The organism is Candidatus Pelagibacter bacterium nBUS_49 (assembly GCF_051200925.1).
In the GTDB taxonomy this organism is placed as follows: domain Bacteria; phylum Pseudomonadota; class Alphaproteobacteria; order Pelagibacterales; family Pelagibacteraceae; genus Pelagibacter.
In genome coordinates this window covers 1,185,750-1,206,388 of sequence record NZ_CP172837.1, presented here as the reverse complement: position 1 = coordinate 1,206,388, position 20,639 = coordinate 1,185,750, and the positions used below count along the sequence as shown (strand labels likewise).

Genomic DNA, 20,639 nt, shown 5'->3' with positions numbered 1-20,639 from the left:
ATTGTGAGAAAAAAAACAATTTTAGCGGTTTTTTTTAAGCGCTCGCAATTCAGTTAAATCAGCGCATAAATTTTGTACTAGAAGTTATTTATTATGTCAATTTTTTAAAAATTGCCTTATTCAGTGTAAAAATTTATATTTTTATCTATAAAGAGCTCATAATAAAAAAATGACCATTCCAAAATTTAAAAAATTTAATATTGAGGCATATAAGCCAGGCAAATCTAAAATAAAAAAATTAAAAAAAATTATAAAATTGTCAGCGAATGAGTTTGCTTTAGGAATGAGTCCTAGAGCAAAGAAAATAATTTCTGATAAAAAACTGAAATTAGAGAGATATCCAGATGGAAAATCTGAACTTTTGAGAAGAGAAATTTCAAAAAAATATAAATGTAATAGTGATAAAATTATATGTGGGGCTGGTTCGGATGAGGTTATTCAAATGATTTGTCAGTTGTATTTAAAACCAAAAGACGAAGTTATAGTGCCTCAATATAGCTTTTTAATGTATAGGATATATGCAAAGATTGTAGGTGCCAAAGTAGTATTTGCAAAAGAATTAGAATTTAAAATTTCGGTATCTGAAATAATAAAAAAGGTAACAAAAAAAACTAAAATAGTTTTTTTAGCAAATCCAAATAATCCAACAGGAACTTATTTGACTAAAAAAGAATTATTGGAGTTAAGAAAAAAATTGAACAAAAATATTTTATTAGTTGTGGATGATGCTTATGCAGAATATATGAAAAATAAAGATTATAAATCAGGCTTAGACTTGTTTAAAAATAAAGAAAATGTGTTTATTTTGAGAACATTCTCAAAAATTTTTGGTTTAGCCTCTTTAAGAGTGGGGTGGGGATTAGGTTCTAAAAAAATTATAGATGCCTTAAATATAATTAAACCACCTTTTAATGTAAGTCTACTTGCTCAATTAGCAGCTGTTGAATCGCTTAAAGACTCTAAATTTATTGAAAAATCAATAAAGCACAATTTAATTTTTGCAAAGAAAATAAAGTCTTTTTTAGAAAGATACCAAATATTTTCTAATATGATTTCAGCAAATTTTTTATTATTAGATTTTAAAAGAAGTAACCACTCAGCAAAAGAATTTTATGAGAAACTCAAAAACAAGGGAATTATTGTTAGATCTACAGAAGATGGTTATCATATTAAAAATAAATTAAGATTAACCATTGGCTCAAGAAGTGAAAATCTAGCATTTATGAATGTAGTAAAAAATATATTAAATTAATATGAAAAATATTTTAATTATTGGTTGCGGTCTACTAGGCTCTTCCCTGTTAAGAAGAATACATAAAAAAAAAATTGCAAATAAAATTTTTATTTATGAAAAATCTAGTTCAAATGTATCTAAAATAAAAAGATTAAAACTTCCAGGTATAATTATAAAAGATTTAGATCAAGCTGTAAAAAAATCAGATCTAATTATTTTAAGCACACCTATGAGTGAGTATAAAAATTTAATTCTTAAAATGAATAAATCTTTATCAAATAAGAATATAATCACCGATATTGGTTCTTCAAAAATAGAGTCGTCAAAAATAATAAAAAATTTTTTAAAAAAGGGTATTACTTGGACTCAAGGACATCCGATTGCAGGATCAGAAGTTAGTGGGCCTGAAAATGGTAAACAAGATATATTTGAAAACAAGTGGTGTGTTTTAATTAAAGAAAAAAATACTAAGAAAAAACATTTAAATTTATTAAGTAGTTTTTGGAAAAAGATGGGGTCAAAAATTGTTATTATGAGTGCTGAAAAACATGACAAAATATTTTCAATGACGAGCCATCTTCCTCACTTAATTGCTTATAATTTGGTAAAATCAGCACAAGATTTTGAGAAAATTCAAAATTATGACTTGATTAAATATAGCGCTGGTGGACTAAGAGATTTCTCAAGAATAGCTGCTTCCAATGAAATCATGTGGAGAGATATATTCTTTAATAACAAAAAAAATATTTCAAAAGTAATTGATTTATTTATTAAAAATTTAAATTCATTTAAAAAAGATATTAATTCTAGAAATAATAAATCAATTCTAAAAAAACTAATTCAAACCAAAAAAGTAAGATCAAAAATTATAAAATTAAAACAAGATATAAATAAGCCAGATTTTGGCAGAAATTAATATTTAATAGAAGAAACTTTTTTTACTTTTAATTTTGCTGTTTCATCTATTCTTTTTATTGTTTGTAAAATGGGCATTATCAAAACCTTTTTTTCAGGTCCATATGCATGTATCAATTTTTTTGAATTTATACACATTGCAACATGTCCTTTCCAAAAAATGATATCCCCTTTTTTAAAAATTTTTTTTATAATTTTTTTATTCGAATATTTAATCTGATCTTTTGTGTCCCTTGGATAATAAGACATATTGTAATAATTAAACATTTGAAGCAATGCAGAACAATCTATACCTTTATATGTTTTTCCTCCCCAAACATATTTTGTTTTTAGAAATAATTTGAATATTTTATTAAAGTTATTTTCTTTATGATTGATCTTTTTTAAATCACTTTTTTTTAACCATTTATTTTTTTCAAATTCTATATGATTTTTATTCTCATTAATAAGATCAACTTTTGATCCAAAAGGTAAAAAATTTTTAGTCTTTTTATTAAATTTGTTACTAATTCTAGCCTTTAAAGAAAAGACTTTGTATTTTGGAAAATACTTATCTACATAAGCTTTATTTTCTATGTATCCAATATAATTATCAAATAAAGTTTTAATTTTAACCCATTTTTTGTTTTTTGATAAAATTTTAAATTTTTCACCATAAATTATTTGTGATGTAACTTCAGAATTCTTTGAAGCTTTTTTATAAATATTGGAAAATTGTTTCTTAAAAAAATAATTATTTTTCACTTAATTTTAATTTATCTTTAATAAACCATAAGCAAATTAAAGAAGGAATAACCATTATTGCTGTTAAAATAAAAAATGTACCCCAATCTCCATTTAACCAATCTACTAATGCTCCAGATGATGATGCAAGTGTTGTTCTTCCAGCGGTTCCAATTGATGCTAGTAATGCATATTGAGTTGCAGTGTAAGTCCTATCTACTAATAAAGATATAAATGCTACAAAAGCAACTGTAGCAAAAGAAGCTGCTATATCATCAAAAATTACAGCAACGGCAAATAACCATTCAGATTTTCCACTCCAAGCCAATGCTGTGAATAATAAATTAGTTGAAGCCATTAAAATACCTGCAAGAAACATTGCTTTTAAAACTCCAGATCTAATTACAAATAGACCACCCAATAAAGTAAATATTACAGTTGTTATCCAGCCTAAAGTTTTTGAATAAATAGCAATATCACCCTTTGAAAATCCTATTTCTTTATAAAATACTATAGACATACGACCTAAAAATGCCTCACCTATCTTAAATAGAAACACAAAACCTAAAATACCTAAAGCTATTGAAAACCCATTTTTTTTTAAAAAACTTATTATTGGACCACCAAGAGTGCCGCTTATCCATGCAATTATATTGGTAATAAAATTTTTTGATCCAATTTTACTTTGAATCAATTCGTCAGCTTTCTTTTGATTAACTTTTCTAGAATCCGAATGAGTTTCATGAACGAACATAAGTCCAATATTCATTAAAATTACCACGACACCTAAAATTAAAAATGTTGATTGCCAATAATTAACTATGCCAATGTTTTGAAAATACTCTGCAGTAAATAAAGCTATTACACCACCCAATTTATATCCACTCCACCAACCCACAACTGCCATTGCAGCACCTGCAGCCATTGATTTACCTTCATTTTCTCCAATTTGTTCAATTCTTAATGCATCTACAGTTATGTCTTGTGTTGCCGATGCAATTGCAATGATCAAACCAACTGTAATTAATAGTGCTAGATTCTCTGTTGGATTTATTAAGCTCCAAACAATCAAACTAACTAAAATTGCTATTTGCATTAAAACTATCCAGCCACGTCTATGACCAAGTTTTTTTGTAAGATAAGGAATTTGAAGTCTATCTATAAGCGGTGCCCATAGATAATTGAATGCATATACCCCAAATATTAATCCAGCCCATCCTATAGTTGATCTACTTAAACCTTCTTCTTTTAACCACAAACTTAAACTACTGCCAATTAATACCCATGGAAAACCAGAAATAGCTCCAAGCAATAATATTCTCAACATTCTTCTATCAAAATAAACTGAAAAAGTTTCTGACAGAGATTGTTTTTTTATTTCAAGCATTGTTAGTTCCTCCAAAAAGATGGTAGAAATAATACTAATATTGCAAATAGCTCAAGTCTACCTAAAATCATACCAACTGTTAAAATCCATTTTGAAATATCAGGTAAGGATGAAAAATCTCCATTTGGACCAATAATAGGCCCCAATCCTGGTCCAACGTTAGAGATTGATGTGGCAGCTCCTGAAAGTGCAGTGATAAAATCAAGACCTGTTAAAGATAGTAATGCTGCAAGAATAAAGAAAATAACAAAGTAAAAATAAATAAAAGAAATTATTGATGCTATAAATTTATCATCAACTGAATTTTGATCATATTTAATTACAAATACACCTTTTGGATATATAATTTTTTTAAGTTGATTTGAGATAAATGAATATAAAATTTGAATTCTAAAAATCTTAATACCACAAGTGGTTGATCCAGCACATCCACCTATGAACATAAGTGCTAAAAATAATGTGATTGGAAAGCTGCCCCAACTATCATATTCAGAATTAACATAACCTGTTCCAGTTAATATAGAAATACTATTAAAGAAAACTGACCTTAGGCTAAAGTTTTCATAATTATTTAAAAGTAGATATGCAGACAACAATAAAACTGTCGTAACAATAATCTTAAAAAAAGTTTTAATTTGTACATCTGTTAAAAAAATTTTTTTGTTTCCGCTTATAAATTTAATGTATGCAATAAATGGTATACTTCCTAAGACAATGAATATCATGGAGGCTATCTCTATTAGAACACTATCAAAATAACCAATAGATTGATTATAATTTGAAAAACCTCCTGTAGCTATTGTAGTCATAGCGTGAGTTAAACTATCAAATTTACTCATTCCAAATAACCAATAAGTCATTGCACAAACTATTGTTAATCCTGAATAAATATAGATTAATCTTAAAGCTATCTCTTTTGATTTTGGGAGTATTTTTTCTGATAAGTCGTTGCTTGAAATCTTAAATAATTGCATACCACCAACATTCATTATTGGCATTAAAGTTATTGCCATTACAATGATACCAATTCCACCCAACCACTGCAGTACAGCTCTCCATAATAAAATTCCCTTTGGTGTAAATTCTAGATTTGAAATAATAGTTGAACCAGTGGTGGTTATTCCAGACATGCTCTCAAAAAATGCATCTGTTATAGAAAGTTCTATTGTTGAAAATATAAAGGGTAAAGATCCAAAAATTGCAATACTTAGCCAAGAAAGTGCAGTAAGTAAAAATGCTTGTTGTAAATTTAATTTTTTATCATGATCTAAATTTGATAAAAAAAATAAAGTTCCAAAAATTATCGTAATGATTGATGCGCCAAAAAATGATGAGTCTATTTCATCGTAGGCAAATTGTACAATAATGGGTATGAACATCGAAACACCTAGAATTATTTGCAAAATTCCTAGTGTAAAAAAAACAGTTTTGTAATTAGACATTTTGAAAGAACATTATTTTATGGTAAATAAATTTCAACTCTATAAGAATTAATAAAATCACTGATTTAAGATTTTTAGAAGCATAATTCATGATAAAAAAAGAAAATTTAGACAAAACTAGTGCTTGGCCTTTTGTTGAAGCAAAAAAATTACTTAGAGAAAGAAAAAGTTTCATAGAAAAAAAAGGCAAAATTACTCTTCAAACAGGATATGGTCCTAGTGGTCTGCCACATATAGGAACATTTGGTGAAGTTGCAAGAACTTCAATGATGGTAAATGCTTTAAAACAATTATCTGATTTTCCAACTGAAATCATAACATTTTCTGATGATATGGATGGTTTACGAAAAGTCCCAGATAATGTTCCTAATCAAGAATTGTTAAAAGATAATCTTCATAAACCACTAACCCAAGTTCCTGATCCGTTTGAAAAATTTGATAGCTTTGGTGAGCACAACAATGAAATGTTAAAAAATTTTTTAGATAGTTTTAAATTTAATTATAATTTTCAGAGCTCTACATCACTTTATAAAAGTGGATTTTTTAATCCTACACTTAAAATTATCTTAGAAAATTATGAGGGCATTATGAATATTATAATTCCCACACTAGGTAAAGAGCGCCAACAAACTTATAGTCCTTTCTTGCCTATTTGTCCTGAGACAGGATATGTTTTAGAAATTCCAGTAATCGAAATTGATAAACAAAAATCAAATATTATTTTTGACAATAAAGGAAAAAAATTAGAGACAAGTATTTTAGATGGAAATTGTAAATTACAATGGAAAGTTGACTGGGCAATGCGATGGTACGCTTTAGATATTGATTTTGAGATGTACGGAAAGGATTTGATAGAAAGTGCAATTTTATCTACAAAAATAATAAACTTGTTAGGAAAGAAAAACCCTTCTGGATTTGCTTATGAGTTATTTTTAGATGAAAAGGGTGAAAAAATTTCAAAATCAAAAGGTAACGGTATTACAATTGATCAGTGGTTAGAATATGCTTCACCAGAGAGCTTATCTTTGTATATGTATCAAAATCCAAAAAGAGCAAAAAAACTATATAAAGAAATAGTTCCTAAAGCAGTTGATGACTATTTAGATTGTATTGAAAAATCTAAAAAACAAAATGAGCTACAGTTATTGATGAATCCTGTATGGCATGTTCATAATGGCAAAATCCCAAAGGAAGAGATGATTATGACATTTTCAATGTTGCTCAATCTAGTTGAGACAAGCAATGCTGATAGTAAGGATCTGTTGTGGAAGTTTGTTAAGAAATATAAACCAGATATTTCTGAAGCAAATTTTCCAATTTTTGACGGCTTGGTTGGTTATGCAATAAAATACTTTAATGATGTAATTAAAGCTCAAAAAAAATATAAAACACCAAATCAGTCAGAAAGATTGGCACTCGAAGCATTGGTTAAAACTCTTGAAAATTGTACTGATCAAATGTCACCAGAAGATATTCAAACTTTGATTTATTCAACAGGAAAAGAAAATGGTTATGCTGAAAATCTAAGAGATTGGTTTAAATTGATATATGAGGTTGTTTTTGGAGATGAAAATGGACCTCGAATGGGATTTTTTATTAGTTTTTTTGGTGTAAAAGAAACTACCGAGCTGTTAATGAATAAATTAAAATAATGTTTTCTAAACTAAGACCACTATTATTTAAAATAGATCCAGAAAAAGCACATACTCTAGCAATCAAGTCGTTAAAATTTAATTTAATTCCAAACGTATTTCATGAACACAAAAACGACTCAATATTTCAAACAAAAATTTTTGGTAAAGATTTAGACAATCCAATTGGAATGGCAGCTGGGTTTGATAAAAACGCTGAGGTATATAATGCATTATTTAAGTTAGGATTTGGGTTTGTAGAAGTTGGAACAATTACTCCTTTAAAACAATATGGTAATCCTAAGCCAAGAGTATTTAGATTGGTAGAGGATGAAGCTTTGATTAATAGACTAGGCTTTAATAATCATGGTGCTGAAATTGTTAAAGATCGTATCAAGCGAAATAAAAAATTAGGATTATTAGGTATTAATATTGGCCCTAATAAGAACTCCAGTGATAGATTGAATGATTATCTAATTGGATTAAAGACTTTTTATGATGATGCAGACTATATAACAATAAATATTTCATCACCAAATACTGAGAATTTGAGAACATTTCATGAAGGAGATAAGCTACAAGATCTGCTCAAATCTATCATGGAAGAAAAGAAAAATTTAAATTCAAATATTCCTATTGCAGTCAAAGTTTCACCGGACATAAGTAAAGATCAAGTGAGCCAAATTTCTGAAATTCTTTTAAAGCATGAAATAAAAGCAATAATTGTTTCAAACACATCAGAAGCTACCAGAGACAAACTTGGCAATATCCAAAGACATCAAAAAGGTGGTTTGTCTGGAAAACCTATAGAAGAAAAATCTAATATTTTGATAAATGAATTTTATAAATTGTTAAAAGGAAAAATTAAAATAATAGGTGTTGGTGGAGTTGACTCTGGTCAGTCAGCTTATGATAAATTTATAGCTGGAGCAGATTTTGTTCAACTCTATACAGGAATGGTTTTTAATGGTCCAAATATTGCTGGAATTATTAAAAAGGAGCTAAAAGAATTATTAATTAGAGATGGTGTTAAAAATTATACAGAAATTATAGGAAATAAAACTCTATCTTAAATGTATTAAACTTGACGCTTTACCGATCTCCCCTTATATAGGCACTATTATTATGTCAAAAAAATGTGAATTAACCGGTAAAATCCCTATGAAAGGTCATAATGTTAGTCATGCTAACAACAAGACCAAAAGAAGGTTTTTGCCAAATTTAAAAAAAGTAAAGTTCACAAGTGAACTATTGAAGAGAAGTTTAAAACTAACAGTCAGCAATTCAGGTGTTAGATCTGTTGATAAAAAAGGTAGTTTTGATGAATTTCTTAAAGCTGTTAAAAATAAAAATTTATCTCCAAGATTAAAAAAATTAAAAAAAAGCATACTAATAAAATCTCCTTTTAAGAAAAAGCCTGTAGCTAAATCTGCTTAATGAGCAAACTATTTATTACCCTATCAATTTTGATGGGAGTAGTTGTTTTATCATCTAATTATCTCGTACAATTTCCAATAAACTACTATGGCTTAAGTGAAATCCTTACGTATGGAGCTTTTAGTTATCCAATAGCTTTTTTGATTACAGATTTGGCCAATAGATTTTATGGTAAATTTGTAGCTAGAAAAATTGTATATATTGGATTTTTTATAGGAATAATCTTCACTCTTTTATTCTCAACTGATTTTGCAGATTTAATTTCAATAAGAATAGCAATTGGATCTGGAGTTGCTTTTATCACAGCACAACTACTAGATATTCAAATCTTTGATCGTTTAAGAAAAAAAGAGTGGTTTATTGCACCTTTAACTTCATCTTTTATTGGTTCAATAGTTGATACTTTTTTATTTTTTTCAATATCGTTTTATGCAACAGGAGTTCCTTGGATAACATTGTCATTAGGTGATTTAGCAGTAAAATTATTTGTATCTTTAGTAATGTTGATACCTTTTAGAATTTTACTTAAAATTAGTAAGCCAATTTAAATTTAGTACAAAAATTTGTAAGATAAAATTTTGTAAGCTAACTTTGCTACGAGAAAGTTATAGGAATTAAAACCTTTTATTGGTGATAATTCATTAATATCAGCACCAACAATTTTTGAATTTTTTGCTGCAATTCTAATAATATTTAATGTTTCATCCCATAATAATCCACCTGGTTCTGGGGTACCAGTTGCAGGCATAATACTTGAGTCTAAGCCATCAACATCAAATGTAAGATAAACTATTTTATTCTTTATTAATTTCTTAAATTTATTTAAATTCCATTTATTCTTATCTTTTGCCCAAAAAATATTAATTCTTGATGAGTTTTTCTTTAAAAAAGGAATTTCACTTTCAGATATATTTCTTATACCAAAAGAGATTAAAGAGACATTTGGAAAATCTAAGCATCTTTTTATTGCTGAGGCATGAGAAAATTTCTCTCCATTATAACTCTCTCTTAAATCTGCGTGAGCATCAAAGTGTAGAAGACAAATATCTTTATATTTTTTTACAAAAGGGGCAATACATCCAGGTGTAATTGAGTGCTCACCTCCAAAGGTCATTGGAAAAAGTTTTTTATCTAAAATTTCCTTATTGATTTTAGACATTTTAGAGAGTGCTTTTTTGATATCTTTATCTATTTTAAAGGGTTTTAAAGTTTTAATACCTATTTTTTTATACGGTTCACAATTCAATTCTTCATCATATAGTTCTACTTGATGAGAAGCTTTGATAATTTCTTTTGGTCCATTTTTGGTTCCCCCGCCATAACTAACTGTTTTCTCTAAACCAAAAGGAACTATTACAACTTTTTCTTTAAAATTGACTTTATTATCAATTCCTAGAAATCCATTTTTATTTGAAAGATATTTCAATTTTTACTCAAAAATTTTTGTGAAGTTTTTTCTAGCTCTATTTTTCCACTCACCTTTATGATAAGCATCACTTGCAATTAAGGGTAATACACTTGTTGCTTCTGCAAATACCATTTGTTCTTTTGTAATATCAACTTTGCCCCATGAGCTAGCCTCTTTAAGAGTGGAACTACTGCAAGCACCATCTCTTGAATCAGCTACAGTAATTTGCACAGCATATTTGTGCATATCAACTTCTTTACCTAATAATTCAGCACAAATCACAGTATCTTGTATAAAATTTTTTGGCACACCTCCGCCAATCATAAAAAGGCCTGACCCCTTAGATTTAATTTTAATTTCTGTTAGTTCTCTAAATTCTCTAACAGAATCTATAGTCATATGTTTTTTTGGATTTTTTTCTTGATGAATTACTAATCCAAAACCAGCACTTGAGTCTGTAAATGCTGGACAAAAAATTGGTACATTATTATCAAAAGCTGTTTCAATTAAAGAGCCTTTCTTTTTTGAATTTTTCTTTAAATATTTACCCATCTCATAAATAAATTCTCTAGATGTATAACTTCTTGGTTCTAAAGTATCAGCAATATCACAAATAATTTTATCACACATTTGAAGTTCTTCTTCATCGATGTAAGTGTCATAAATTCTATCTATGTAATTATTTCTAAGTTCAGTATCATCTTGAAATTGTGAACCTTGATAATGTTTAAATCCAAGTGCTTCAAAAAAATCCATATCTACTATTGAAGCGCCAGTTGCAACAATTGCATCAACCATATTATATTTTACCAAATCTTTATAAATATTCATGCATCCAGCAGCCGATGTAGATCCAGCTAGAGTTAAAAATATTGTACAATCCTTATCTTTCAACATCTCGTTATATATATTTGCAGCATTAGCTGTTTCTCTTGACACAAAAGACATTTTCTCCATTGAGGAAATTATTTTTCGAGAGTCAAACGAAGTAATATCGATATGCTCAACAGGATTTTTTAGGAAGTCTTTTTTACTATTATGTCCTGGGTTTTTATGATCTGACATTAAGCAACCAAAGTAGCTTTGTTAATGTCTTTGTCATACATTGTCATGATTGGTTTATCTTCTACTTCAAAGATTTCATCTGAGTAATAGCCATTAAATTGAGTTCTAAATGTTAAACCATAAGCACCTAATTGGCCAAGCTCAATATAATCATTCTCCTTAATATTATTAGGAAGAAGAAAAGGACCTTTCATATAATCCATGCTATCACATGTTGGTCCAAAAAAATCAAAAGCAGTTAATTTTTTTGATACTATTTTATTTGAATTATCTTTAATCATTTTAGATGGAAAGACTATATTTGGTGTTCCTGCATCAAACAGAGTTCCATAAGTACCATCATTTATATAAAGTTTTTGTTTTTTTCTTAAGTTAACTCTTACAATTGTAGAGCCACTCTCTGCAACCAAGGCTCTTCCTGGTTCGCAAATAATTTCAGGTAACTTTTCAAGTTTTAAGTTATCTAATCCTTTTTTAATTTCATTAAAATAACTATCCATAGATTGAGGTATTAAGTCAGGATAAATTGTTGGAAATCCCCCACCCACATTAATGTAGTTAGGTAAAATTTTTGTTTTTTTAATTATATTTCCAATTTCATTAATTCCTTTTGAGTACGAAATTGGATGCATGCATTGTGATCCAACATGAAAGCTTAGTCCAATTTTTTTTGCATGTTGTTTCACTAATCTTAATAATCCTGCAGCTTCAGAGTTCAGTGCACCGAATTTCTTTGATAAATCAATTTCAGCATGTTCGTTAGAAACTGCAACCCTAACAAATAATTCTAAATCTTTTGCATTATTTGTGCTTTCAATTATTTTTATCAATTCATCTTTGGTATCTAGTGAGAATGTTTTAACTCCATAATTAAAATAAGCATCTTTAATACTCTCTCTGCTTTTAACTGTATGCATATATGAACATTTTGCTGTTTGGCTAAAATTTCTAATACTTTTAATTTCTTCTATAGAAGCAACATCAAATTGCTCAACACCACTATCTATAATTGTTTGGATTACTGCAGGGTGTGGATTTGTCTTTACAGCATATAAAATTTTGCCAGGAAAATTTTTGTTGAAATATTTTACCGCAGATCGAATAGAATTCTTTCTTATACAGTATATCGGTTTTTCAGGTTTCAGCTGATTTATTATTTGTTCAACTGATTTAAATTTTTGCATTTAAAATGCCTCCAAAAAAAATTTAATAAAAAAAAGCTTTTTATTGCTAAAAAACTTTAAAATTTCCTCCTATTAAGGCTATAGATTAACAATGTAAAGCAAATAATAGGCATTGAATTATCTGAGCTAATCACCATATTAGGTCAATGAAAGAACAAGTGGTCCTTAAAAATATCAACGATTTTGAGAATAAATCTCTACTTATAGTTGATGATGATAATCCGTTCAGAGAAAGACTTGCTAGAGCTATGGAAAAAAAGGGTTTTGAAGTTACTCAAGCAGAAAGTGTACAAAAAGGCGTAGACTCTGTTAAAGCAAAAAAACCTGGTTTTGCTGTGGTAGATTTAAGACTGGGAGATGGTAATGGACTAGAGGTTGTAAAAGAAATTCAAAATTCAAATAGTGAAAGCAGAATAATTATGCTTACAGGTTATGGAAACATTCCAACAGCAGTAGCAGCCATTAAAGAGGGTGCTATTGATTATCTTGCTAAGCCAGCTGATGCAGAAGATGTTGAAAAGGCATTACTTGCAGATCCAGCAAAAAAAGCTGCCCCTCCTGAAAATCCAATGTCTGCAGATAGAGTGAAATGGGAACACATACATAGAGTATTTGAATTATGTAATAGAAATGTCTCTGAGACTGCAAGAAGGTTGAAAATGCATAGAAGAACTCTGCAAAGAATTCTCTCTAAAAGATCGCCTAGATAAAACTTCTAATTTTTATAATTTGTTTTGTTACTAGAGCCAAAAGTACTACTTTAAAAATTTCTGCAAGTAGAAATGGTTTGGCTCCTAATGCTATAATTGGTTTGTCCCATCCAATAAGAGTTCCCAACCATAATAATCCTAATAAATAGATTGTTGAAGTAGCCACTGTAAGCTTGACTAAAATAATTAAAAAATTATCTTTATTATTTATTTTTGAGGCCAAATAACCTGCAGTTAGAAAACCTATTAAATATCCCATAGTCGGACCTGTAAAATAAACTAATCCAATACCTTTTTCTGGAGAATTTGAAAAAACAGGTAAACCTAAAATTCCTTCAAATAAATATAAACCTATACTTGCAAGTCCTATTTTGTATCCAAGGCTGACACCTAAAAACAAAACTACAAATGTTTGCATAGTCATTGGAACAGGGTAAAAAGGTATCTTAATTTTAGCTGAAATTGTTAGTGCTATAGATCCAAGTATTATTGCAAAGACTATTTTTATTAATTTAGTTTGAGATATATTTTTAGTTAACTCCATAAAAAGAATGATACTATCAAACTTTAAAATAATCTAGACATAATTAACGATCTTAAAAAAAGTAAATTTTTTTATATACAGATTTTAATAGGCCTGTAATATTTAATGAAATTTTAATGGATAAAATTCAAAAAACAGATCATTTTTACCTTATTGATGGCTCTGGATATATTTTTAGAGCTTATTATGCTCTACCACCATTAACTAGAAAAAGTGATGGATTGCCAACTGGAGCTGTAAGTGGCTTTTGTAGTATGCTTTTTAAATTACTTGAAGACTCAAAATCTGATCAGAATTTACAAAAACCAACTCATTTTGCAGTAATTTTCGACTCTGCCAGAAAGACATTTAGAAATGATATTTATAGTGATTATAAAGCTAATCGTTCAGAGGCCCCTGATGATTTGGCACCTCAATTTGAGTATATCAGAAAATCAGTGTTAGCTTTTAATTTGCCTTCAGTTGATTTACCCAATTACGAAGCAGATGATTTAATTGCAACTTATGTTGAAAAAATACTTAAGAAAGGTGCTAAAGTTACAATTGTTTCATCAGATAAAGATTTGATGCAATTATATAAAAGAGGGGTTCGTATTTTTGACCCTATGAAAAATAAATTTATTTCAGAAGAAGATATTCAAACAAAATTTGGAGTAGATGCTTCAAAAGTAATAGACGTACAATCTCTTGCTGGCGATAGCAGTGATAACGTTCCAGGTGTACCAGGTATAGGAGTTAAAACAGCTGCAGAATTAATCAATAAGTATGGAACTTTAGAAAAACTTTTAAAATCAGCTGGTGAAATAAAACAAAATAAAAGAAGAGAAACTTTAATTGAAAATAAAGACAAAGCATTAATTAGCAAACAACTTGTAACTTTAATGAAAGATGCTCCAATTGATAGGGAGTTAAGTGAATTTAAGTTAAAAGAAATAGACAAAGATAAGCTCTATGCATTTTTAAGAGAGATGGAGTTTAACCGACTTTTAAGTTCTGTCATTTCTACATATGGTGAACCTAAATTATCAGGCATACCAAGTGAATTAAAATCCCCAGAAAAGCAGCAGACAATTAATAATAAAAATTATCATTTAATAAAAAATTCTGATGAAATTGATGAATGGATAAAAGAAGCTGAAGAAGCGGGAGAGGTTGCGGTAGATACTGAAACAAATTCTTTAGATCCTCATCAGGCAGATTTAGTTGGTGTTTCTTTATGCTCTAAGATCGGTAAAGCTTGTTATATTCCAATTGGACATAAATTATCAAAATGTATTGATAAAAATATTGTTATAAAAAAACTAAAACCTTTATTGGAAGATCCTAGTGTTAAAAAGATTGGTCAAAATATTAAGTTTGATTTTATAGTTTTGTATAAACAGGGAATAACAATTTCATCAATGGAAGATACAATGCTTATGTCATATGTATTAGACGCTGGAAAAAATAGACACAACATGGACACATTATCTGAAATTCATTTAGGCCACAAAACAATTTCTTTTAAAGAGATTGTTGGAACTGGAAAAAAAGAGATTAATTTTAGTGATGTAGAGATTGATAAAGCTAAAGATTATGCTGCTGAAGATGCCGATATAACTTTTAGATTATATAAAAAACTTATCAAAAATTTAAAGTCAGAAAAAATGGTTAATATTTATGAAATATTTGAGAAACCATTAATAAAAATTCTTGCTTTTATGGAAATGGAAGGAATTGAAGTAGATAGTAAATTTCTAAAATCTCTTTCTTTAAAATTTGAAAAAAAAATTAAGAATTTAGAAAAAAAAGTTTTTAAAATTTCCAAAAAGAAATTCAACATTGCTTCCCCAAAGCAATTAGGAGAAATAATCTATAATGATCTTAAAATTGCAGGTTTAAAAAAAACTAAAAAGGGAAGTTTTGCAACAAGCGCAAGTGTTTTAGAGGATTTAGCTTTTAAAGGGCACGAATTTCCACAACTAATTTTAGACTGGAGACAAGTATCAAAGTTAAAAAATACTTACTCAGATTCTCTTCCAGAACATATTAATCCTAGAACGAAAAGAGTACACACTTCTTTTTTATTAGCAGCTACTACAACTGGCAGATTAGCATCCAGTGATCCAAATTTACAAAATATTCCAATTAAGTCTGAAGATGGAAAAGATATTAGAAAAGCTTTTGCTGCTAAAAAAGATCATTTATTAATTTCAGCAGATTACAATCAAATTGAAATGAGAATTTTAGCAGATCTTGCAGATGTTAAAGAGCTTAAAAAAGCATTTAAAAATAATGAGGACATCCACTCTTTAACAGCAAGCCAGATTTTCAACATAGATATTAAAAAAGTAAATCAAGATCATCGAAGAAAAGCTAAAGCAATTAATTTTGGAATTATTTATGGAATTTCACAGTATGGTTTAGCAAAGCAAATTAATGTTTCAAATTATGAGGCAGAAGAATTTTTAAATGCTTACTTTGCTAAATTCCCAGAGATAAAAGTATACATGGACAACACAATTAAGTTTTGTAGAAAAAGTGGCTATGTAAATAATATTTTTGGTAGACGCTCTCACTTCAATGGAATTAATGATAAAAATTTTAATGTCAGAAATTTTCAAGAAAGGGCTGCAATCAACGCACCTATACAGGGCTCGGCATCAGAAATTATGCGCTTAGCTATGATTAGATTAGACAAAAAATTATTAGAACAAAAAAATATTCAATCTAAAATGCTTTTACAAATTCATGATGAGTTAATATTTGAAGTCCCAAAAAAAGATGAAAAAATAATGATTAAATTAATCAAAGAAGAAATGACCAGTGTTGCTCAAAGTGACTATCATTCATTTTCAACTCCACTTACTGTTGATGTTAATGTTGGAGATAATTGGGGAATGCTTCATTAATTTTATTATATTGCCCAATTTAGAACAATTTAGTATTTTTATATAAGGGATGCACAAACAAACTATAGCGTTAATAGATGATGATAGAAATATCCTTACTAGCTTGAGTATCGCCTTAGAGAAAGAAGGTTTTAAAGTTCAAACTTATATTGATGGTGAAAGTGCATTAATTGGTTTAACAAGAACACCTCCTGATTTAGCAGTAGTCGATATAAAGATGCCTAAAATGGATGGTGAGGAGTTACTAAAAAAACTTAGAAAAAAAACATCATTACCAGTAATTTTTTTGACATCTAAAGATGATGAGATTGACGAATTATTAGGATTGAAATTAGGAGCAGACGATTTTGTAAAAAAATCTGGAGGTTTTTCAATTAAAGTTTTGATTGAGAGAATTAGAGTTCAATTAAGAAAGAAAGACTCAAATAATATTTTAGAGGAAAACAAAAGTTTAATATCACATGGAAGGTTAAAATTAGATCCATCTCAACTTGAATGTGAGTGGAATAACACACAACTCCCAGATAAACTGACCACAACAGAATTTTTAATTGTTAAAGAGTTAGCAAAAAGACCTGGAATTATTAAGGAACGGGCTCAGTTAATGGACATTGCTTATAGAGAAGACACTGACATTGAGGACAGAACTATTGATAGTCATGTTAAAAGAATTCGTAAAAAATTTAAAAAAGTAGACCCTGATTTTTCAGCTATTGAAACTAGATATGGTAGTGGATATAGATGGAATGTTAGCTAATGTTTAGTAAATACTTAAAAAGTCTATCTATATTAAAAAAATTTTTATTTATAAATTTTATAATTTTTACAATTATTAGTTTATTTACATTTATTTATCTAAACAGCGTTCAACCTAATCTAATTAAAAAAAAATCAGTAAAACACGTAAATGTAATAGATAACACTATTAATACTCTTGTAAGACTAGATGTAAAATTTGATGTTGAAGATATAAGAAAGTTTTTATTTTCAACACGATTTATATTTCAAAACCTAGATAGGGTAATATTTTTTGATAATGATTATAGTCTTATGGGAGACACAGACACATTAGACCTGGATCCAAGATCTTTCTCTACGAGATTAGATGAAATTGAATTTGAAAATTTAAATAATAATAAAAATGATAAGAATGATAAAAATGAAAATATAGATTTTTCTGAAAAAAAAGATTTTTCTTTTAAAAAAGTTTTAAAAGATTATCTAAATTCTGATAATTATGGAAACTTCTATACATTCATACAAGAAGATCTTAATCAATTTAAATTAATTACAATTAAAAATGTAACTAAAGATGATTTAAATATTGGATACATAGCTATTACAGAAAATGCTAATGATATCAAAATAGCTACCGATGAGAGAAAAGCTTTTGTTCTTAGGACAGCAATTGCTGTAGGTTTTGTAATTTTAATTTTCTCTTTTGTATTGAGCAGATATTTTATTAGACCAATTCAAAATCTTGTAAGCTACACAAAAGTAATTAAAGAAAAAAGCCAGACTAAAACAAATATTGAAAATTTAAAAAGTCGTAATGATGAATTAGGACTTTTATCAAAATCACTGGATGATATGACAATTGAGCTTCAAAAAAGAGTTGCTCACGCAGAGAATTTTTCTACAGATCTAGTCCATGAAATAAGAAATCCATTGGCATCCCTAAAAAGTGCCTCAGAGATATTACAAGATACTAATAGCTCTGAACAAAGATTGAAATTATTAAATATTCTTAGTCACGATGTCTTAAGAATTGAAAGACTTATTACTGATTATTCGCAGATGCTAAAAGATGAAGTGGCTCTTAGTAAAGAAAAGATGAAAAAAATTAATATAGAGCCAATTATTCAATCTGTTGTTGAGGATTACAATAGTATTCAAAAGCTTAAAAAAAATATCAAAATCAACTATGAAAATAATGGTAACAAAAACTATAATATAAATGGCATTGAAAACAGGATTGAGCAAATAATTGCTAACTTACTAGACAATTCAATTTCATTTTGTAAAGATGGTGAAAATATTTACGTAAATATATCAAATACTGCAGCTAAAAAAATTTTGGTAAAGATTATTGATGATGGGCAAGGATTTAAAGAAAAAGATACATCAAAAATTTTCAAAAGATTTTATAGCAATAGACCAGATAAATTTGGAGAACATTCAGGCCTTGGACTAAATATTGTTAAAAATTTAGTTGATCTTCATGATGGTGAAATTATAGCATCAAACCGATTGGATAGAGAAGGAGCAATTGTAGAAATAAGGTTTCCAAGCGTTTAATCTTAACTTGATTTGTTGTTGGTTAACTGTATAAAACTTTTCCATGGAAGATTACAAAGTAAAAGATATATCATCAGCTGAGTTTGGTAGAAAAGAGATATCTATAGCAGAAAGTGAAATGCCAGGATTAATGGCATTAAGAGAAGAATATTCAGAAACTAAACCTTTAAAAGACGCAAGAATTATCGGTTGTTTGCATATGACTATCCAAACAGCTGTTCTGATAGAAACATTAGTTGCTCTAGGAGCAGAGGTGAGATGGTCTTCATGTAATATTTTTTCAACTCAAGATCATGCTGCAGCAGCAATTGCAAAAGCTGGAATACCTGTTTACGCATGGAAAGGCGAGACTGAGGAGGAATATCTTTGGTGTATTAAGCAAACTATAGTTGGCAAACCTGACTGGAAACCAAACATGCTTTTAGATGATGGCGGTGATTTAACTGCAATTATGCATAATGAATATAAAGATTTAATGAAAGATATAAAAGGAGTTTCTGAAGAAACTACTACTGGAATAAAAGCTTTAAACAAAATGGAAAAAGATAATTCTCTTTTGGTGCCAGCAATTAATGTCAATGACTCAGTGACTAAATCAAAATTTGATAATTTGTATGGTTGCCGAGAAAGTCTTGTAGATGGAATTAGAAGAGCAACAGATGTAATGATGTCAGGAAAAATTGCAATCGTAGCTGGTTTTGGAGATGTTGGTAAAGGAAGTGCCGCATCATTAAGACAAAGTGGAGCGAGAGTTTTAGTAACCGAGGCGGATCCAATCTGTGCGTTACAGGCTGCAATGGAAGGATACGAAGTTGTTTTAATGGAAGAAGCAATTAGTAGAGCAGATATCGTTGTAACAGCTACAGGAAATAAAGATATTGTTACTGCTGATCATATGAGAGACATGAAAGATAGAGCAATTCTATGTAATATTGGTCACTTTGATAATGAAATTCAAGTTGAAGCTTTAAAAAATTACAAATGGAGTGAAGTTAAACCACAAGTTCACGAAATTGAATTGCCAAGTAAAAAAAGAATTATTCTATTGGCAGAGGGTAGACTAGTTAATTTAGGTTGTGCAACTGGACATCCAAGTTTTGTTATGAGCGCTTCATTTACAAACCAAGTAATTGCCCAGATTGAACTTTGGAATAATCATAAAAATTATGAAAATAAAGTTTACGTACTCCCTAAACACTTGGATGAAAAAGTGGCAACTCTTCATTTAAAAAAAGTAGGTGCTAAACTTACTAAATTATCTAAAGAACAAGCAGACTACATAAGTGTTGGGACTGAAGGTCCATTCAAACCAGATGCCTATCGCTATTAAAAATAGCATAATAGATATATCTTCAGAAGAGACGACCAAAGAATTAGCTAAAGGGCTGTCAAATTATCTAAAAGGTGGGGAGATAATTTTTTTATATGGAGAAATGGGTGTAGGCAAAACTACCTTTGTAAAATATTTGATAAATCAATTTCAAATAAAAAAAAATTTACAGACTAGTGAGGTAACAAGTCCAACATTTAATTTACTCAATGAGTATGATGTAGATGATCTTAGTATTAAACATTATGATCTGTTTAGATTAAAAGACAAATCTGAACTAAAAAATTTGGACATATTTGAAAATAAAAAAAACACAATAACTCTGATAGAGTGGCCTCAATTAATTAATAAAAAAAAATTAAATAAGACTATAGATTTAATATTTAACTACGAAAATGAATTAAATAATAGATCTGTTAAAATTGTTGGTTTAGATTAAT

General features: G+C 28.5%; 19 protein-coding genes. 12 read left to right on the top strand and 7 right to left on the bottom strand.

The features are described from left to right. Nucleotides 1–169: 169 nt before the first annotated feature. Both hisC and ACIJYF_RS06605 read left to right on the top strand, forming a co-directional pair. Nucleotides 170–1,252: a histidinol-phosphate transaminase gene (gene hisC / locus ACIJYF_RS06610; RefSeq protein WP_435116260.1), complete on the top strand. Its 1,083-nt coding sequence runs from the start codon at nucleotides 170–172 to the stop codon at nucleotides 1,250–1,252. 1 nt (nucleotide 1,253) lies between these two features. Then, complete coding sequence (locus ACIJYF_RS06605) at nucleotides 1,254–2,150, top strand: prephenate dehydrogenase (RefSeq protein WP_435116258.1); 897 nt, start codon at nucleotides 1,254–1,256, stop codon at nucleotides 2,148–2,150. Here the strand turns inward: ACIJYF_RS06605 and ACIJYF_RS06600 are convergent. The 3 genes from ACIJYF_RS06600 to ACIJYF_RS06590 are packed head-to-tail and all read right to left on the bottom strand — an operon-like array spanning nucleotide 2,147 to nucleotide 5,701. Then, nucleotides 2,147–2,893 (bottom strand): NlpC/P60 family protein, encoded by a 747-nt coding sequence (locus ACIJYF_RS06600; RefSeq protein ID WP_435116256.1) that lies wholly within the window; start codon nucleotides 2,891–2,893, stop codon nucleotides 2,147–2,149. The two genes, ACIJYF_RS06605 and ACIJYF_RS06600, sit on opposite strands and share 4 nt — an antisense overlap. Beyond that, nucleotides 2,883–4,259: an AmpG family muropeptide MFS transporter gene (locus ACIJYF_RS06595; protein ID WP_435116254.1), complete on the bottom strand. Its 1,377-nt coding sequence runs from the start codon at nucleotides 4,257–4,259 to the stop codon at nucleotides 2,883–2,885. The genes ACIJYF_RS06600 and ACIJYF_RS06595 overlap by 11 nt, the downstream gene beginning before the upstream one ends. A 2-nt stretch (nucleotides 4,260–4,261) precedes the next feature. After that, nucleotides 4,262–5,701 carry a TrkH family potassium uptake protein gene (locus ACIJYF_RS06590; protein ID WP_435116252.1) on the bottom strand — a complete coding sequence of 480 codons (1,440 nt, stop codon included), beginning with the start codon at nucleotides 5,699–5,701 and terminating at the stop codon, nucleotides 4,262–4,264. Nucleotides 5,702–5,790: 89 nt separating this feature from the next. Here ACIJYF_RS06590 and ACIJYF_RS06585 point away from each other — a divergent pair, with 89 nt between their 5' ends. From ACIJYF_RS06585 to ACIJYF_RS06570, 4 genes are read left to right on the top strand one after another with little or no spacing between them, the layout of a single operon-like run. Then, on the top strand, nucleotides 5,791–7,353 hold the full coding sequence (locus ACIJYF_RS06585) for a lysine--tRNA ligase (RefSeq protein WP_435116250.1): 1,563 nt from the start codon (nucleotides 5,791–5,793) through the stop codon (nucleotides 7,351–7,353). Further along, complete coding sequence (locus ACIJYF_RS06580) at nucleotides 7,353–8,405, top strand: quinone-dependent dihydroorotate dehydrogenase (protein WP_435116248.1); 1,053 nt, start codon at nucleotides 7,353–7,355, stop codon at nucleotides 8,403–8,405. Before ACIJYF_RS06585 ends, ACIJYF_RS06580 begins: the two co-directional genes overlap by 1 nt. A 52-nt stretch (nucleotides 8,406–8,457) precedes the next feature. Further along, complete coding sequence (rpmB, locus tag ACIJYF_RS06575; protein ID WP_435116246.1) at nucleotides 8,458–8,769, top strand: 50S ribosomal protein L28; 312 nt, start codon at nucleotides 8,458–8,460, stop codon at nucleotides 8,767–8,769. Further along, on the top strand, nucleotides 8,769–9,317 hold the full coding sequence (locus ACIJYF_RS06570) for a queuosine precursor transporter (RefSeq protein WP_435116244.1): 549 nt from the start codon (nucleotides 8,769–8,771) through the stop codon (nucleotides 9,315–9,317). The genes rpmB and ACIJYF_RS06570 overlap by 1 nt, the downstream gene beginning before the upstream one ends. A 2-nt stretch (nucleotides 9,318–9,319) precedes the next feature. On the opposite strand, the gene speB is transcribed toward ACIJYF_RS06570, so the two are convergent. Genes speB through ACIJYF_RS06555 form a run of 3 tightly spaced genes read right to left on the bottom strand, consistent with a single transcriptional unit; the run spans nucleotide 9,320 to nucleotide 12,426 of the window. Further along, nucleotides 9,320–10,195, bottom strand: a complete 876-nt coding sequence (gene speB, locus ACIJYF_RS06565) for an agmatinase (RefSeq protein ID WP_435116242.1) — start codon at nucleotides 10,193–10,195, stop codon at nucleotides 9,320–9,322. A gap of 3 nt (nucleotides 10,196–10,198) precedes the next feature. Next, nucleotides 10,199–11,242 carry a 1,9-bis(guanidino)-5-aza-nonane synthase gene (locus ACIJYF_RS06560; protein ID WP_435116240.1) on the bottom strand — a complete coding sequence of 348 codons (1,044 nt, stop codon included), beginning with the start codon at nucleotides 11,240–11,242 and terminating at the stop codon, nucleotides 10,199–10,201. Further along, the gene (locus ACIJYF_RS06555) at nucleotides 11,242–12,426 is read right to left on the bottom strand and encodes a type III PLP-dependent enzyme (RefSeq protein ID WP_435116238.1); all 1,185 of its coding nucleotides are present in this window, start codon (nucleotides 12,424–12,426) and stop codon (nucleotides 11,242–11,244) included. Before ACIJYF_RS06555 ends, ACIJYF_RS06560 begins: the two co-directional genes overlap by 1 nt. Nucleotides 12,427–12,572: 146 nt before the next feature. Between ACIJYF_RS06555 and ACIJYF_RS06550 the strand changes: the two genes are divergently transcribed. Continuing rightward, nucleotides 12,573–13,136, top strand: a complete 564-nt coding sequence (locus ACIJYF_RS06550) for an ActR/PrrA/RegA family redox response regulator transcription factor (protein ID WP_435116236.1) — start codon at nucleotides 12,573–12,575, stop codon at nucleotides 13,134–13,136. Here the strand turns inward: ACIJYF_RS06550 and ACIJYF_RS06545 are convergent. Beyond that, nucleotides 13,129–13,680 (bottom strand): biotin transporter BioY, encoded by a 552-nt coding sequence (locus ACIJYF_RS06545; protein ID WP_435116234.1) that lies wholly within the window; start codon nucleotides 13,678–13,680, stop codon nucleotides 13,129–13,131. The genes ACIJYF_RS06550 and ACIJYF_RS06545 overlap by 8 nt on opposite strands. A gap of 116 nt (nucleotides 13,681–13,796) precedes the next feature. Between ACIJYF_RS06545 and polA the strand changes: the two genes are divergently transcribed. Genes polA through tsaE form a run of 5 tightly spaced genes read left to right on the top strand, consistent with a single transcriptional unit; the run spans nucleotide 13,797 to nucleotide 20,638 of the window. Beyond that, complete coding sequence (gene polA / locus ACIJYF_RS06540) at nucleotides 13,797–16,571, top strand: DNA polymerase I (protein ID WP_435116232.1); 2,775 nt, start codon at nucleotides 13,797–13,799, stop codon at nucleotides 16,569–16,571. Nucleotides 16,572–16,620: 49 nt separating this feature from the next. Next, on the top strand, nucleotides 16,621–17,328 hold the full coding sequence (locus ACIJYF_RS06535) for a response regulator transcription factor (protein ID WP_435116230.1): 708 nt from the start codon (nucleotides 16,621–16,623) through the stop codon (nucleotides 17,326–17,328). Next, nucleotides 17,328–18,869, top strand: coding sequence for an ATP-binding protein (locus tag ACIJYF_RS06530; protein ID WP_435116228.1), 1,542 nt, complete (start codon nucleotides 17,328–17,330; stop codon nucleotides 18,867–18,869). The genes ACIJYF_RS06535 and ACIJYF_RS06530 overlap by 1 nt, the downstream gene beginning before the upstream one ends. Nucleotides 18,870–18,912: 43 nt before the next feature. Continuing rightward, nucleotides 18,913–20,199, top strand: a complete 1,287-nt coding sequence (gene ahcY / locus ACIJYF_RS06525) for an adenosylhomocysteinase (protein WP_435116226.1) — start codon at nucleotides 18,913–18,915, stop codon at nucleotides 20,197–20,199. Next, nucleotides 20,183–20,638 (top strand): tRNA (adenosine(37)-N6)-threonylcarbamoyltransferase complex ATPase subunit type 1 TsaE, encoded by a 456-nt coding sequence (gene tsaE / locus ACIJYF_RS06520; RefSeq protein WP_435116224.1) that lies wholly within the window; start codon nucleotides 20,183–20,185, stop codon nucleotides 20,636–20,638. Before ahcY ends, tsaE begins: the two co-directional genes overlap by 17 nt. Nucleotide 20,639: the final 1 nt, after the last annotated feature.

Bases quoted from the DNA above. Each gene is read 5' to 3' on its own strand.
- hisC (WP_435116260.1), top strand. From the start codon at position 170: ATGACCATTCCAAAATTTAAAAAATTTAATATTGAGGCATATAAGCCA.
- ACIJYF_RS06605 (WP_435116258.1), top strand. From the start codon at position 1,254: ATGAAAAATATTTTAATTATTGGTTGCGGTCTACTAGGCTCTTCCCTG.
- ACIJYF_RS06595 (WP_435116254.1), bottom strand. From the start codon at position 4,259: ATGCTTGAAATAAAAAAACAATCTCTGTCAGAAACTTTTTCAGTTTAT.
- ACIJYF_RS06590 (WP_435116252.1), bottom strand. From the start codon at position 5,701: ATGTCTAATTACAAAACTGTTTTTTTTACACTAGGAATTTTGCAAATA.
- ACIJYF_RS06585 (WP_435116250.1), top strand. From the start codon at position 5,791: ATGATAAAAAAAGAAAATTTAGACAAAACTAGTGCTTGGCCTTTTGTT.
- ACIJYF_RS06580 (WP_435116248.1), top strand. From the start codon at position 7,353: ATGTTTTCTAAACTAAGACCACTATTATTTAAAATAGATCCAGAAAAA.
- rpmB (WP_435116246.1), top strand. From the start codon at position 8,458: ATGTCAAAAAAATGTGAATTAACCGGTAAAATCCCTATGAAAGGTCAT.
- ACIJYF_RS06570 (WP_435116244.1), top strand. From the start codon at position 8,769: ATGAGCAAACTATTTATTACCCTATCAATTTTGATGGGAGTAGTTGTT.
- ACIJYF_RS06560 (WP_435116240.1), bottom strand. From the start codon at position 11,242: ATGTCAGATCATAAAAACCCAGGACATAATAGTAAAAAAGACTTCCTA.
- ACIJYF_RS06555 (WP_435116238.1), bottom strand. From the start codon at position 12,426: ATGCAAAAATTTAAATCAGTTGAACAAATAATAAATCAGCTGAAACCT.
- ACIJYF_RS06550 (WP_435116236.1), top strand. From the start codon at position 12,573: ATGAAAGAACAAGTGGTCCTTAAAAATATCAACGATTTTGAGAATAAA.
- ACIJYF_RS06545 (WP_435116234.1), bottom strand. From the start codon at position 13,680: ATGGAGTTAACTAAAAATATATCTCAAACTAAATTAATAAAAATAGTC.
- polA (WP_435116232.1), top strand. From the start codon at position 13,797: ATGGATAAAATTCAAAAAACAGATCATTTTTACCTTATTGATGGCTCT.
- ACIJYF_RS06535 (WP_435116230.1), top strand. From the start codon at position 16,621: ATGCACAAACAAACTATAGCGTTAATAGATGATGATAGAAATATCCTT.
- ACIJYF_RS06530 (WP_435116228.1), top strand. From the start codon at position 17,328: ATGTTTAGTAAATACTTAAAAAGTCTATCTATATTAAAAAAATTTTTA.
- ahcY (WP_435116226.1), top strand. From the start codon at position 18,913: ATGGAAGATTACAAAGTAAAAGATATATCATCAGCTGAGTTTGGTAGA.
- tsaE (WP_435116224.1), top strand. From the start codon at position 20,183: ATGCCTATCGCTATTAAAAATAGCATAATAGATATATCTTCAGAAGAG.